Source organism: Burkholderia sp. S171 (genome assembly GCF_009766085.1).
In the GTDB taxonomy this organism is placed as follows: Bacteria; Pseudomonadota; Gammaproteobacteria; order Burkholderiales; family Burkholderiaceae; genus Caballeronia.
Genome location: NZ_LMUF01000043.1, coordinates 314,217 through 327,971, shown reverse-complemented (window position 1 = coordinate 327,971; position 13,755 = coordinate 314,217). Strand labels below are relative to the sequence as shown.

11 protein-coding genes and 1 pseudogene are annotated in these 13,755 nt (G+C 58.7%); 8 read left to right on the top strand and 4 right to left on the bottom strand.

The window, feature by feature from the left end; translation table 11 throughout:
• Positions 1 to 7: 7 nt before the first annotated feature.
• On the bottom strand, positions 8 to 1,201 hold the full coding sequence (locus tag GSQ93_RS24685) for an efflux RND transporter periplasmic adaptor subunit (RefSeq protein ID WP_158938248.1): 1,194 nt from the start codon (positions 1,199 to 1,201) through the stop codon (positions 8 to 10).
• Between the two features lie 3 nt (positions 1,202 to 1,204).
• Positions 1,205 to 2,743: an efflux transporter outer membrane subunit gene (locus GSQ93_RS24680; protein WP_158938247.1), complete on the bottom strand. Its 1,539-nt coding sequence runs from the start codon at positions 2,741 to 2,743 to the stop codon at positions 1,205 to 1,207.
• Between the two features lie 81 nt (positions 2,744 to 2,824).
• Here GSQ93_RS24680 and GSQ93_RS24675 point away from each other — a divergent pair, with 81 nt between their 5' ends.
• The 4 genes from GSQ93_RS24675 (at position 2,825) to GSQ93_RS24660 (ending at position 6,741) form a co-directional block, all read left to right on the top strand.
• Positions 2,825 to 3,478 (top strand): TetR/AcrR family transcriptional regulator, encoded by a 654-nt coding sequence (locus GSQ93_RS24675; RefSeq protein WP_158938246.1) that lies wholly within the window; start codon positions 2,825 to 2,827, stop codon positions 3,476 to 3,478.
• Positions 3,479 to 3,900: 422 nt separating this feature from the next.
• The gene (locus tag GSQ93_RS24670; protein WP_254074030.1) at positions 3,901 to 5,118 is read left to right on the top strand and encodes a cyclic nucleotide-binding domain-containing protein; all 1,218 of its coding nucleotides are present in this window, start codon (positions 3,901 to 3,903) and stop codon (positions 5,116 to 5,118) included.
• Between the two features lie 71 nt (positions 5,119 to 5,189).
• Positions 5,190 to 5,930 carry a flagellar motor protein gene (locus tag GSQ93_RS24665; RefSeq protein ID WP_158938244.1) on the top strand — a complete coding sequence of 247 codons (741 nt, stop codon included), beginning with the start codon at positions 5,190 to 5,192 and terminating at the stop codon, positions 5,928 to 5,930.
• Between the two features lie 94 nt (positions 5,931 to 6,024).
• On the top strand, positions 6,025 to 6,741 hold the full coding sequence (locus tag GSQ93_RS24660; protein ID WP_158938243.1) for an OmpA family protein: 717 nt from the start codon (positions 6,025 to 6,027) through the stop codon (positions 6,739 to 6,741).
• Positions 6,742 to 7,522: 781 nt separating this feature from the next.
• Here the strand turns inward: GSQ93_RS24660 and GSQ93_RS24655 are convergent.
• Positions 7,523 to 8,035: pseudogene (locus GSQ93_RS24655) on the bottom strand (aminotransferase class V-fold PLP-dependent enzyme); the annotation flags it as partial.
• Positions 7,975 to 8,709, bottom strand: a complete 735-nt coding sequence (locus GSQ93_RS24650) for an amino acid ABC transporter permease (RefSeq protein WP_158938242.1) — start codon at positions 8,707 to 8,709, stop codon at positions 7,975 to 7,977. The pseudogene GSQ93_RS24655 and the gene GSQ93_RS24650, both read right to left, overlap by 61 nt.
• A 192-nt stretch (positions 8,710 to 8,901) precedes the next feature.
• On the opposite strand from GSQ93_RS24650, the gene GSQ93_RS24645 reads away from it, so the two are divergent.
• The 4 genes from GSQ93_RS24645 (at position 8,902) to GSQ93_RS24630 (ending at position 13,473) form a co-directional block, all read left to right on the top strand.
• Complete coding sequence (locus GSQ93_RS24645; RefSeq protein WP_158938241.1) at positions 8,902 to 10,260, top strand: LLM class flavin-dependent oxidoreductase; 1,359 nt, start codon at positions 8,902 to 8,904, stop codon at positions 10,258 to 10,260.
• 128 nt (positions 10,261 to 10,388) lie between these two features.
• The gene (gene groES, locus GSQ93_RS24640) at positions 10,389 to 10,682 is read left to right on the top strand and encodes a co-chaperone GroES (protein WP_158938240.1); all 294 of its coding nucleotides are present in this window, start codon (positions 10,389 to 10,391) and stop codon (positions 10,680 to 10,682) included.
• Between the two features lie 13 nt (positions 10,683 to 10,695).
• Positions 10,696 to 12,336: a chaperonin GroEL gene (gene groL / locus GSQ93_RS24635; RefSeq protein WP_158938239.1), complete on the top strand. Its 1,641-nt coding sequence runs from the start codon at positions 10,696 to 10,698 to the stop codon at positions 12,334 to 12,336.
• 189 nt (positions 12,337 to 12,525) lie between these two features.
• Positions 12,526 to 13,473, top strand: coding sequence for a D-isomer specific 2-hydroxyacid dehydrogenase family protein (locus GSQ93_RS24630; protein ID WP_158938238.1), 948 nt, complete (start codon positions 12,526 to 12,528; stop codon positions 13,471 to 13,473).
• The last annotated feature ends 282 nt before the right edge of the window (positions 13,474 to 13,755 follow it).

The following is a 13,755-nucleotide window of genomic DNA, read 5'->3' as shown; positions in this document are numbered from 1 at the left end:
GTCCCGGTCAGTGATCTTGCGGAACGGGTGCGGCATCGTTCGTCAGTTTCACGCTGTTGTCGATCTGGACCAGCGCGTCGTTATGCAGCTTGAGCTGCCCCGCCGTGACCACCAAGTCGCCCGCCTGCAGTCCCTTCAGGATGCTGACCTGGTCGCCGCGGGTTTCGCCGGCCGTCACGAACTGCTGATGGACACTCGCCTGCGGCTGGCCTTGCGCGTTCTTGCCGTTGTGGACCACATACACAAGGCTCCCGTACGGGTTGTACGCAACGGCGGTCTGCGGAATGGTCACGAGCGATTGCTCCGGGCCGTTGGTTACGCTGGCGCTCGCGAACATGCCGGGTAGCAGCGCGCCGTCCGGATTGGCGAACGATGCGCGTATCTGCAACATGCGGCTGGATGTATCGACTTTCGAATTCATCGACGTCACTTTCCCGGCGAACGTTTTTCCCGGATAGGCGTCGACACTCACCGATACAGCCTGGCCCAGGCCGATCTGGCCAAGCGCCTGCTGCGGCAGGTAGAAGTCGAGGAACATCGGGTCAAGCGCCTGCAAGGTCACGACCGTCGTACCGGCCGCCAGATATTGACCCACATCGACCTGACGCACGCCCAGACGCCCCGCAAACGGCGCACGCACCGTCTTCTCGCGCATCAACGCCTGCTGTGCCGCGACTTGCGCACGCGCGACCTTCAGGTTGCCGGCATCGGTATCCACCGTGGATTGCGCAACACCTTGCGCCGCCAGTTGCTGCAGATCGCGTTTATACGTGATCGCGCTCAACTCGGCGCTCGCCTGCAACTGCTCGAGCTTGGCGACATCGTCGTTCGGACGCAGCCGCATCAGCACCGTTCCCGCCTCCACGTCGCGACCGGAGTCGAAGTTGATTTCATCGATCACGCCACTCGTTTCAAGCGACAGATCCGCGCCCTTCGATGCCCTCAGCGACCCCACTGCCGTGAGCGTCGGCTGCCACGGCTGCATGCCGGCCGGCGCGGTAGACACGGTTGCTTGTTGCGACTGGATAGTCGCGGTCACTTTCTTGAGGATGTTGCCCTTGAAGAGATGGAAGCCGATCAGCGCAGCCGCGAGCAGCGCCACGACGAGCAGCATCAGGAAGAGGCGAAGCGAGGTTCTGGGAGGCCGCTGACGTTCCTGCGAGGGACTGGTGGTATCGGCACGGGTGGAAAGGCTGGTCATGGGTTAAAACACTCCGCAACATTGCGCTACTTTGGGATCGACATCGCTTCGATGCCACCAGCCACCGCCCAGCGCCTGGAACAGCGCGACGGTGTCGGTGTAGCGAGTGGCTTGAGAGGAAATCAGGGTGAGGCGTGCGCTCTGGTCGGCTTGCTCGGACGTCAGCACGTTGAGATACGTGCCGCCGCCAGCGCTGTATTGCGCCCGCGCCACCTTGAGGCTCGCGGCCGCCGTCTTCTGCGTAGCGAGATTCGCAGCAAGCGTCTCGGCGTCGCGATTGATTGCGACAAGCGCATTGGCGACATCCTGGAATGCGGAGTTCACCGTGCTGCTGTATTGGGCTGCCGCTACGTCGACGGCGGCATCGGCGGCGCGTTTTTTAGCTTTCAGTGTGCCGCCCTGGAAGACCGGCTGCGTCAGGCTGCCCGCAATGCTCCATACAATACCGGCGGGGTTGAACAGGTTCGAGAAGCCGCTGGCATCACGCCCGTAACTCCCTGTCAGCGATATTTGCGGCAGCATATTGGCCACTGCCACGCCCACGTTCGCGGTCGCCGAATGCAGCAAGGCGCCGTAGGCCTGGATATCGGGTCGTTGCGCGACAAGACTCGACGGCAAGGACACAGGCAACTCGTCCGGCAGCACCAGGCTTGCGAGGTCCAGCGTGGGTGCTGTGTATTCGCTCGGCAGCCCACCCAGATAGACCGCCAGTTGATTGCGTTGCTGCTCGAGTTGTTTGTGCAAACCGGGTAACGTGGCTGTCTGCGCATCAAGCAGCGATTGCTGCTGCAGCACATCTACCTGGCTCACTCCGCCGAGTTCGAAGCGGCGGCGGGTCACGTCAAGGGCGGTGGTATAGGCGCGGATGATGTCGTGCGTGGTATCAATCTGCGCCTGCAGCGAGGCCTCGTTGATCGCGGCATTGACCACGTTGGCAACCAGCGTCAACTCGGTTGCCTCAAGCTCGAAGCGCTGGTAGTCAGCCTGAGCGTTGAGTTGCTCGACTTGCCGGCGAACGCCGCCAAAAGCATCAAGCGTGTAGGACACGCTCAACGATCCGCTGATCACGTTATAAGCCGATGGCACTGGGCTCGCGAGCGTGTTTCGCTCCCGCTCGCCCGACGTGCTCGCACTGATTTGCGGAAAGAAACTCCCCTGCTCCGCACGCGTGTTCTCGCGTGCCTCGCGCAAGCTTGCCTGCGCGGCGGCGAGCGTTGGATTCGCCTTGAGCGCCCGAACCACCAGCGCGTTTATCTGAGGTGAGTGGAACAGCGCCCACCAGTCACCCTGGATATCGCGCCCGGCGACGAGCGCTTGTGACGCGCCTGCCGTTGTATCGGCCGACAGGGTTCGCGTGGGCAGAGGTTTCTCGGTAAAGCTGGATGGGTTGGGCGCTGCCGGTGCTGCGAAATCCGGTCCGACCGTACAGCCCGCAAGCATCGCCGAGCCGAGCACAAGGAGCGCGACAGGTGCGATCGGCACAATCGCTGTGAATAAACGGGATGCGCACTTAAAATGAAAGACTGGGTAAGGCTTTGACATGTGCATCCATTCCTATACCGATGAGTACATTATTCTCAATAATAGACTCATCGGTACAGAAATTGCAAAGGGAAAAATTACGTGCAGAAATCTTTATCGGTAAGTCGCGCAGGTCGTCCGAAAGATCCGGCCAAGCGCGCTTCCATTGTGGAAGCCGCAACCGAACTGTTTGTGGCGCAACGCTACGACATGGTCACCATGGAAGATGTGGCTGCAAAAGCGGGCGTCTCGAAGATGACCGTCTACAGTCATTTCTCCGACAAGGACGCATTATTTGAAACCGTGGTAAGCGGCATTTCAGAACTGATGATGCGTGGGCTATCTCACTCCGACTCGGACCAAATGCCCTTGCGCGAACGGTTGGCGAGTGTTGGCGCTGCGTTCCTGACCGTCATCATCGACCTTCATGTCGCGGGCATGGCGCATTCACTGCCGTCCGTATGGCGCGAAGACCGAGCACTCCGGACACGCTTTTACAACGCGGGGCCGGGGCGAACCGCGGCGGCACTGACCGAGATCATCCGCGCGGCGGCGGAGCGGAACGAATTGATCGTCGATTCTCCCAAACTGGCGGCGGAAGACCTCGTGAGTTTGTGGGAAGGCGGCTTGCCGGCACGCATCGTTTTTGGGCTGGTGGAGCCGGCGAGTCCCAAGGAGATCGAGACGCGTGCGCGGCGCGGCACCGATGTATTTCTGCGCGCATACGCGAATCCACGCAAACGCAAGTCCTTGTAAATGCATAGCAATGCTTATTTATAGAAGTTGCTCACGAACCGCCTTAAAAAGTACCCTGCAATAGCTCTCGGGTGCGCGGAGGGTGCCGGTATCGCCTTGTATTAAGCGCTTGCCGCAACACGATCCTCGCGCCCGCCACCGCATCCGGTCTTCCCATGCAAACATCACGTCAATCGGACACCGCTACCCCGGTTTAACGTTTGCTTATTTGCAGGAAATGATCATTAGACCAGGCCTGAGAGCCGCCTCTCCTCGCCCTCCTCCACTCAATCATTTTGTTGCGCAAGGATCACTAAAGAGTTCCCAAAAAGGGCCGATATTGCATCCAGAACACGTAAATATCGGCGAAACGCTTGAGTGCCCGACAAACAAAAACGGGACCAGGCGTCAACACTTCGGGGGCTACATTGAATCAGGAAACCTTGTCCAGACTACGGACCGTCGCACCGGGTGAAGTCATCTACTCGGAAGGGTATATCGGAACCTCGGCGATCTATGTCATTGCCGAAGGAAAAGTGGAGATCTCGGCGAAATGCGACGACAGGCGTGTTGTCCTCGCGACCCTGGGCAAGGGGGAGTGCTTCGGAGAGTCAGCGTTGTTGCCGTCCGAGCCACGCGGGTCGACGGCGAAGGCGTTGAGCTTCTGCCGGCTAAGCATGATCGAAGCAAAGGTCGTGGAAGAAGAACTAGAACGCGTCTCGCCGCTCCTTCGCCACTTGATGCGCACGCTGATTCGCCGAAACAAAAGGAAGGACGAACTCCTCGCAACGTATACGAACGCAGACTTCCTGCCCGGCATCGTCTCCTACGCCCACGTGCTTAGCTTGATGGCAGGAGGTGAAAATCGAGAACCACGAGGCCGCCGGCTTCAATCCGATGAAGTGTCAATCTCGCTGACTGAAGTCTGCAAGCGGTGCCAGGCAGTAGCCGCTCATCCGCGCGTGCATGTCATGGCCATGCTCAAACGCATGGAGAAACTCAACCTCATTACTCTCGAGGTGGGTCACGCGGACTTTCTCGGCAACCTCCCGGCTTCCGCCGCGGAAGACACTATCAGCCGGCAGGTTGTCACGTTCGATCCCGTGCGGATTATCGAACGTGCTCAGCGAGTAGGTGACCACGATCTCGATATTTCGATCGCCAGCGAACTCGAGTTGATAGAACTGTCCGACCTTGAGGCGCTTATCGGCGTCGAGAGACAGTTGATACTCGATAAGCTCTCGCGTGCGGAAATTGCCGACGATATCTTCGCGTTCCGACGCACCAAAGTGCTGACGTACATCGAAAAGAACGGCGTAGCTTATTTCTCCAAGAAAAAGGCGCGACCGGCCAGCGAACTCGAATCGCTTACGGACCTTGATCTGGTTGACGACCGCACGCTATTCGATGCCGTCAGCGCGTTCGATACCTACGATCTCGCCAAGCTGCTCGCCTCGGCGACGGATCACACGGTCTCTGAGCGCTTGCTTTCAGTCATGACCAAGGCACGGCAGAGCGAGACGTCGTGGATCATGCGGCGCGACCTCGTGATCAATCCCCTTGAGATCCAGGACATCGAAGAACGTTTCATTCAACTGGTCAAGTCGATAAAGGCCGGCCCTGCCGCCGACACCCCCGAGCAGCTTTCGGTCGGAACCTGACTTGTCCGGACCCGTACAGTAGATCAGCATTGAAAACCGTCATAGTCGTCAAAAAATAAACGAGAGATCGAATGGACATCCTAACGCTGTGCGGTGCACTGCTTGGCATCGTCGCCATCGTGGCCGGATTCACTTTGGAAGGCGGCCGTTTCCTGTCGCTCTTTCAGGTGGAAGCCATAGTCATTGTGCTGGGCGGCACGATCGGCGCCGTGATGGTTCAGAACACGTGGTCCAAGTTCTCGGCGGGGGTCAGGCAACTCAGCATGGTTTTCACCAACGCGAAGCCGGTGGATCGGGCAAACCTGACCATCTTGCTCGAATGGGGTCATAAAGCGAAAGTGGAAGGCATGCTCGCATTCGAAACCATCGATCCCGAAGGCATCAGCCCCTTCGCCAAAAGAGGATTGGAGCTGATCGCCAACGGCGTGCCGACTGCCGTGATCGAGGATGCGTTGCAAAGAGAGCTCGACGCATACGAGCGCAACCAGATGGCCGCGGCGCGGATATGGCTGCAGGCCGGGGGTTACGCCCCAACCTTCGGCATCCTGGGCGCGGTGCTGGGTCTGGTTCAGGTGACAGGGCACCTCCTGGAACCGGCTCAGCTTGGCCAGGGTGTTGCCGTTGCTTTTATCACGACGTTGTACGGACTGGCGCTCGCCAACATCTTGTTGCTGCCCATCTACGGAAAAATCAAGGCAAGGATAGAAAGCGAATTACGCTTCAAGAAATTGTACTTCGACGGCTTGCTTGCTATCTCCCGCAAAGAGTCCCCGCAGTTGATTGAAGCCCGTCTTGTAGCGGATATTACCTAGAGGCGTTTGCGACAGGTGAAGTCAACCATCGAGCGCTCGCCCCGGATGCACGTGACACAAGGCACTTTACAGCGCCAATTTCTATCTGAAGAATATGTCCACAGTATCTAGCAAACCCAATCCCAAGTTCGATGACGAAGCCGAGATACTCTCGGAGCGGTGGTTGATTTCGTACTCTGATCTCGTGACTACCCTCATGGTGCTGTTCATCGCGCTTTACGCGATGCAGCTAGCCCAACATCGGGAAATTGAAACGAAAAGTCTCGCGCTTGCGCCGTTGGAGAAACGGACCTCAAACGATGCAAGCGATGCAAACGTTCAAGCGCCCCAGACTGCGGCGCTTAAACAGGTCCAGGCGTCCAAGAAAGAACTGATCTCTGCATTAAAGGCTATGCGCGACAAGCAGGAAATCCGCGTAATCGAAAGTGCGCGCGGCGTCGAGATCGAAATCAATGCGAAGATCCTCTTTCGCTCAGGCGAGGCCCATCTGATGCAGGATTCAAACGCCGTGCTGGATCAGGTGGCGACGGCGCTCAAGGAGCATTCTGCACAACAGATCCTGGTGGAAGGACACACTGATTCCGTGCCGATATCGACGGCAAAATACGAGTCTAACTGGGAGCTTTCGTCCGCGAGAGCCGGCTCGCTCGTACGATTCCTGGTCGATCGCGGCATTGAACCACACAGGCTCGCGGCGATTGGCCGTGCAGACAATATTCCCGCTGTGATGGGAGACGACTCATTTGCCCGTGCGGCGAATCGCCGAGTCGTGATCGTCGTGCAATACGATGTTCCGGCAACGCCTCAATAGACTCCGGCGAATGAGGTAATCAACGATCGGGTTGGCCGACGCGAAACGCTTTGTGCCGAGGAATCGACTGCGATCATGGGCATTTAACTCACGACGGCGCGCCTCATACCCCAATGTTGGTATGATTTCTCGACTATTCGAGTTGGTCTGCAAGTGTTGAACCAATAACGGAAGCTGATCCAGGATACTCGCCCGCAACGCGTTCCGATCGCCCGAACGAAACAAGCAGTTTTGCTTTGAGCTGACCTTTGAGCTGACCCAAGATGGCAATCGATATCACCGGCCGAACATTTGGCAGGCTCACCGCTCTATCCCGCGAGGACGGTTCTCGCTGGCTTTTCCGGTGCGCTTGCGGCGTCGAAAAGGTACTCGCCGCTCAGAGCGTCAGGTACCGCAAGACGCTATCGTGTGGCTGCTTGCGTCAGATTGAAATCGCAACCGGCCATCGCTTTGGCCAACTCACTGCATCTCACTACGTGAATCACGGCAAGAACGGCGCGCGCTGGTTTTTTCAGTGTGATTGCGGGTCCGGGAAGATCTTTGCCTCTAGTTATGTACGAAGCGGCCTCCGAACGTCGTGTGGATGCCGTGGGCGGGAAAAAGTCGTTCGAGTGGCAGAAGCAAGCGCGGACGTTTGGCCGTTCCCAAAGTGGCCCAGGGAACGCAGCGGCTAAACGACCTTCAAGAGATAATCCCTCTACAGCCGCATGTGGGACAGTGAGGGGTGATCGCGCGCGGCCGCAGTGACCGCGCGCTGCGTTACTCATTTCCAACTTCCAGCCTACCGCCGCGAAGCAAGCCGCCGCACGACAGACACAAGCCTGTCGACTTCATCGCACGTGTTGTAAAAAGCGAGCGACGGCCGCACGGTCGCCTCCACGCCAAACCGCCTAAGAATTGGTTGGGCGCAATGATGACCCGAACGCACGGCGATCCCTTCTTCGTTCAACGCCTGCCCGACCTCCTCCGTCTCGTAGCCCTTCAGCACGAACGACAATACGCTGGCTTTGTCTTTCGCTGTACCAATCAAACGCACGCCCGGCACCGGCTGCAGCACACTTGTCGCGTAGGCAAGCAGATCGTGTTCGTAACGCCCGATATTCTCGATACCCACACGCGTCACATAATCGATCGCGGCCCCAAGTCCTACTGCGTCGGCAATGTTGCCCGTACCCGCCTCAAAGCGATTGGGCGGTGCCTGGAACACCGTCTTCTCGAACGTCACGTCCGCGATCATGTTGCCGCCGCCCTGCCATGGCGGCATGTCCTCAAGCAGATCACGCTTGCCATAGACCGTCCGAGCAGCAGGCGAGTCGCCAATGCATCAAGCGATGTACACAACATCAAATAGACGAGACCCACGAACAAAAAGATCTGCACCGGGTAAATCATGAGCCGGCTATTTACCTGGTTGGCGAGAAACGCGAGTTCCGGCACACCAACGATGTAAGCCAGCGATGTGTCTTTGACGAGCGACACCCACTGGTTAATAAACGAAGGCGCCATGATGCGGATAGCCTGCGGCAGCAGGACATGACGCATCGCCTGCCAGCGCGTCAACCCGAGCGACAGCGCTGCTTGCCGCTGCCCTCTCCCCACCGCTTCGATACCCGCGTGAACCGAATGCGACAGGTAGGCACCCCCGATCAGCGAAAGCGCGGCCACGACCGTCGCCAAGCCGGGAACGTCGATGTGAAGCACAACCGGCAACAGGAAAAAGGTCCAGAAAATCAGCATCAGGACAGGTATGGCGCGGAAGAATCCGATTGGCGCAAGCAGGATCACGTGGCTCATGCCGCGCGTCATGGCGAGTCCAACGCCTCCTGCCAGTCCGAGGATCGCGGACAACACGGCGGAGATAGATGCCATCACGAGCGTCAGCGCGGCGCCGCCTAAAGGACCCTCGGGAAACGTGCCGACAAGCAAGTACGGAAGATTAAACAGGATGGCGGAAAGAGCGTCGATCATCGGCGCACCGCTGCTCGCGAACCGCTACGCTGGACTAGCACAAGCACAACTTCCAGCACCGCAATGGTTTGACGCCATGCATTCGCCATTGCTCTGAATATGCAAAGCAAAAATTGTTGATTGTTGAAAACGTGTCCGCGGCGAAGAATAAGCGTCCACCCATCCGAACCATCCAACGACGCGGAGCAAACAATGAGCAAGGCCAAGCGGCAGATCAAGCTAGGCGCCTTCCTGATGGAGACAGGACACCATATTGCTGCCTGGCGTCATCCCGACACGCACTTGGCTGGCGGCCTCGATTTCCCGCATTACGCTGAACTCGCGCAGATCGCCGAGCGTGCGAAGTTCGACGCGGTTTTCTTCGCCGACAGCGTAGGCATCCGCGATACGAATCTGGCGTCGCTCTCGCGCACGGCGCGCGCTGACCACTTCGAACCGCTGACGCTGCTGGCCGCGTTGTCGGTAGTGACGAAGAACATCGGCTTGATCGCGACGGTCTCCACCACGTTCAATGAACCGTTTAACGTCGCACGCAAGTTCGCGTCGCTCGACCATTTGAGCGGCGGCCGCTCGGGCTGGAACCTGGTTACGTCGAGCAGCGAAACGGAGGCGCTGAACTTCGGCTTCGAGCAACACCCGGCTCATGCAGTTCGTTACGAACGGGCACGCGAGTTCTACGACGTCGTCGCGGGCCTCTGGGACAGCTGGGAAGACGACGCGTTCATCCGCAACCGTGAAAGCGGCATCTATTTCGATCCTGAGAAGTTGCATACGCTCGACCATCGCGGCCCGCATTTCAAGGTGCGCGGTCCGCTTAATGTCGCCCGCTCGCCGCAAGGCTGGCCGGTGGTCGTGCAGGCTGGCGCATCGGATGCGGGCCGTGAGCTTGCCGCGCAAACCGCTGAAGTGATCTTCGTTGCGCACCAGACGCTTGATGAAGCGAAGGCGTTTTATCAGGATGTAAAGGGGCGGCTTACCAAATACGGCCGGCAGCCTGACGATCTGAAGATCATGCCGGGTATCTTCCCCGTAATCGGAAGGACTCAAGAGGAGGCACGGGCCAAGTTCAACGCGCTACAGGACCTCATTCATCCCGATGTCGGCCTCGCCTTGCTGTCGAAAATGACTGGCGGTGTTGATTTATCAAAGTATCCCGTCGACGGACCGTTGCCCGACCTGCCTGAAACGAATGGCGGTAAAAGCCGGCAGCAGTTGCTATTCGACCTGGCGCGACGCGAGAACCTGAGCATTCGCGACCTGTATTTGCGCATAGCCGGGGCTCGCGGACATCAACAGGTCGTGGGCACGCCGGAGAGTATTGCCGATCAATTGCAGCAATGGTTCGAAGAAAAAGGCGCAGACGGTTTCAATATCATGTCGCCCTGGTTGCCGGGCGGGCTGACTGAGTTCGCCGAGCGGGTGGTACCGGAGTTGCAACGACGCGGCCTGTTTCGCACCGAGTACGAAGGCACGACGTTACGCGAGAACCTGGGACTTCCACGACCGGAAAATCGTTACGTTCAGGCGATACAAAAACGCGCGGCGAGCTGAAATGCCAAACACCGATAACGTTTCATGTATTCGTTATTGGATCGAGCCTCGACACATTCTTATACTCGGTTCCTGTTAGCACCCGGTTTCGAGGAGTGCTACTCATTCACCAAAACGGAAATTCAACCATGAGCTTACGTCCGCTCGGCGACCGCGTGATCATCAAGCGTCTCGACCAGGAAACAAAAACCGCATCGGGCATCGTCATTCCCGAAAGCGCTGCTGAAAAACCCGATCAGGGCGAAGTCATTGCGATTGGCCCCGGCAAGCGTGATAACGATGGCAAGCGCATCGTGCCCGACCTGAAAGTCGGCGAACGCGTGCTCTTCGGCAAATACTCGGGACAGCAAGTCAAGGTCGACGGCAACGAACTACTCGTGCTGCGCGAAGAGGACATTGTCGCTGTGGTCACCCAACAATAACGGAGCGTCAGACATGGCAGCCAAAGAAATTGTCTTTAGCGACAACGCACGATCGAAGCTGGTAGAAGGCGTCAACATCCTCGCCAATGCAGTGAAGGTAACGCTTGGGCCCAAAGGCCGTAATGTCGTGCTGGAACGCAGCTTCGGCTCACCCATCGTAACGAAAGACGGCGTGTCGGTTGCGAAGGAAATCGAGCTGGCCGACAAGCTGCAAAATATCGGCGCGCAACTGGTTAAGGAAGTCGCGTCGCGCACCAGCGACAACGCCGGTGACGGAACCACCACAGCCACCGTGCTGGCACAGGCAATCGTGCGCGAAGGGCTGAAATACGTGGCTGCAGGTCTTAATCCGCTGGACCTGAAGCGCGGTATCGACAAGGCCGTGATCGCCGCCGTCGAAGAACTGAAGAAGATCAGTAAGCCCACCACGACCAGCAAGGAAATCGCCCAGGTCGCGACCATCTCGGCGAATGGCGAAGAATCGATCGGCCAACGGATCGCAGAAGCAATCGACCGTGTCGGCAAGGAAGGCGTGATCACGGTCGAGGACGGCAAGTCGCTTGACGATGAACTCGATGTGGTTGAAGGGCTGCAGTTCGATCGCGGTTACCTGTCGCCCTATTTCATCAACGACCAGGATAAACAGGTCGCGGTTCTGGACGATCCTTTTATTCTGCTGCACGACAAGAAGGTGTCGAATATTCGCGACCTTCTGCCGGTGCTGGAACTGGTCGCGAAGGCGGGACGGCCACTATTGATCATCGCTGAAGACGTCGAGGGCGAGGCCCTCGCGACGCTCGTGGTGAACAACATCCGCGGCATTCTTAAAACGGTGGCAGTCAAGGCACCGGGCTTTGGCGATCGTCGCAAGGCTCTGCTCGAAGACATCGCTATCCTGACCGGCGGCCAGGTGATCGCGGAAGAAACCGGTCTCACGCTGGAGAAGGCGACGTTGGCGGAACTGGGTCAGGCCAAGCGCATTGAAGTGGGTAAGGAAAACACTATCGTGATCGACGGCGCTGGAGACACGAAAAATATCCAGGCACGCGTCAAGCAGATCCGCGTACAGATCGAAGAAGCGAGTTCCGACTACGACCGCGAAAAGCTGCAGGAGCGTGTCGCAAAACTGGCCGGCGGCGTGGCGGTGATCAAGGTGGGCGGTGCGACCGAGATCGAGGTCAAGGAGAAGAAGGACCGCGTTGACGACGCGTTGCATGCAACACGTGCAGCAGTCGAAGAAGGCATCGTGCCGGGTGGTGGCGTCGCGCTGATCCGCGTCAAGCAAGCAATCAGCGGCCTGAAGGGCGCCAACGCGGACCAGGACGCCGGCGTGAAGATCGTGCTGCGAGCACTGGAAGAACCGCTGCGCCAGATCGTCACGAATGCCGGTGAGGAAGCAAGCGTCGTTGTCGCGAGGGTCGCCGAAGGCACGGGCAACTTTGGTTATAACGCGCAGACCGGCGAATACGGCGATCTGGTTGAATCGGGCGTGCTCGATCCGACCAAGGTCACGCGCACCGCGCTGCAAAACGCGGCATCCATCGCCGGCTTGCTGCTCACCACCGATGCAACGGTAACCGAAGCACCGAAAAACGCATCCCCTGCGGGCCCAGTGGGCGGCCCGGGTGCCGGCGGACCGGGTTTCGATTTCTGAGGCTTCCTCACTTGTAACGATATACGCACGTCGGCGCTTCCTGTTTCAGAGGCTCCGACGTGCGCTCCGGTTTCACGACACAGCGTTTCGCCAGGCTTCAAACCTCCTCGATATTTTATCCCTGTAGTCCTTACTAATTCTCTCGCTCTCCATGCGCGAGTGTGCCGACGCCTCCCGTTCTAAAGATCCATGGTCACCATAGCCATCCAGCTCGCCGAACCTTTCAATGATGCAGTGCGGGCACTGCTGCCTGATGTTCAGGTAGTCGGCATTCCCCGAGGAGTGCCGGCCGAACTGCCTGACGGAGCGTCAATCCTGGTCGCCGCGCCGATCATCATACGGGGTGCGCGGGCACCTGAGCATGCCCCCGCCGGCTGGCCATTCGGGCTTCGATGGGTGCAACTTGGTTCATCGGGGATCGATTTTTATCCGCGCTGGTTCTTCGAGGGATTGCCCGTTACCACCGCGCGCGGCACCTCATCAACAGCCATTGCTGAATTCGCGTTGGCAGCCATCTTTGCCCACGCGAAACGCTTGCCGGACATCTGGATTCACGATGCGAAGCAATGGGCATTGACGCCCCTCGCCGGGGTCCAAGGCAGCACGGTTGGCATATTCGGCTTTGGTTCGATCGGGCAGGCGCTTGCGCAAAAAGCGCTCGCGCTCGGCACCCGGGTCGTGACGGTACGGCGTCAAGGTTCTACCGCACTGGACCTGCCCGGCGTGACGTTCGTTGCTGATATCGGCGAATTGGTGCGAGAAGCAGACCATCTCGTACTCTCGGCACCGGCTACTGCAGCAACCCGTCATATTGTCGGTCGGGAGTTGCTTGCTCAGGCCAAGCCGGGACTACACGTGATTAATGTCGCAAGAGGTTCACTAATCGACAACGAGGCGTTGCTTGAGGCGCTTGCCGACGGTCTTATAGATGCGGCATCGCTCGACGTCACCGAGCCGGAGCCGCTCCCGGCCGGGCATCCGTTCTACACTCACCCGCGCATTCGCCTGTCGCCACACACGTCGGCAATCGGCCCGCACAATGCGGCCGAACTGGCCGCCAAGTTCGTACGCAATTTCAGCGCCTTTACTCACGGAACGTCGCTGGAAGATCTCGTCGATATCCACCGAGGCTACTGAGCGCACTTAGACAAATCTACGTCCGGCCGCATCGATTGCTCGCGAGGTCGTTTTCCTGAGCGGTGGCAGCGTGATTGAATCGGGCTTGCCAGATGACATCTTCAACCGGCCGAAGAAGCCCGAAATCGCGAGTTTCGTTTCCGTTCTTACACAGCAAACATGATCATGGGAACACGGCTGCGCATTGCCTGATGCAGCCGACCCGGCGCGCGGTCGTTCGGCTAATCCTGCTCTGCCGGGCAAGTCACACAGCTATACCAAGCGAAACCGACCTGACGCCCG

Bases quoted from the DNA above. Each gene is read 5' to 3' on its own strand.
- GSQ93_RS24660 (WP_158938243.1), top strand. From the start codon at position 6,025: ATGTCCACAGTATCTAGCAAACCCAATCCCAAGTTCGATGACGAAGCC.
- GSQ93_RS24645 (WP_158938241.1), top strand. From the start codon at position 8,902: ATGAGCAAGGCCAAGCGGCAGATCAAGCTAGGCGCCTTCCTGATGGAG.
- GSQ93_RS24650 (WP_158938242.1), bottom strand. From the start codon at position 8,709: ATGATCGACGCTCTTTCCGCCATCCTGTTTAATCTTCCGTACTTGCTT.
- GSQ93_RS24630 (WP_158938238.1), top strand. From the start codon at position 12,526: ATGGTCACCATAGCCATCCAGCTCGCCGAACCTTTCAATGATGCAGTG.
- groL (WP_158938239.1), top strand. From the start codon at position 10,696: ATGGCAGCCAAAGAAATTGTCTTTAGCGACAACGCACGATCGAAGCTG.
- GSQ93_RS24685 (WP_158938248.1), bottom strand. From the start codon at position 1,201: ATGACCAGCCTTTCCACCCGTGCCGATACCACCAGTCCCTCGCAGGAA.
- GSQ93_RS24680 (WP_158938247.1), bottom strand. From the start codon at position 2,743: ATGTCAAAGCCTTACCCAGTCTTTCATTTTAAGTGCGCATCCCGTTTA.
- GSQ93_RS24665 (WP_158938244.1), top strand. From the start codon at position 5,190: ATGGACATCCTAACGCTGTGCGGTGCACTGCTTGGCATCGTCGCCATC.
- groES (WP_158938240.1), top strand. From the start codon at position 10,389: ATGAGCTTACGTCCGCTCGGCGACCGCGTGATCATCAAGCGTCTCGAC.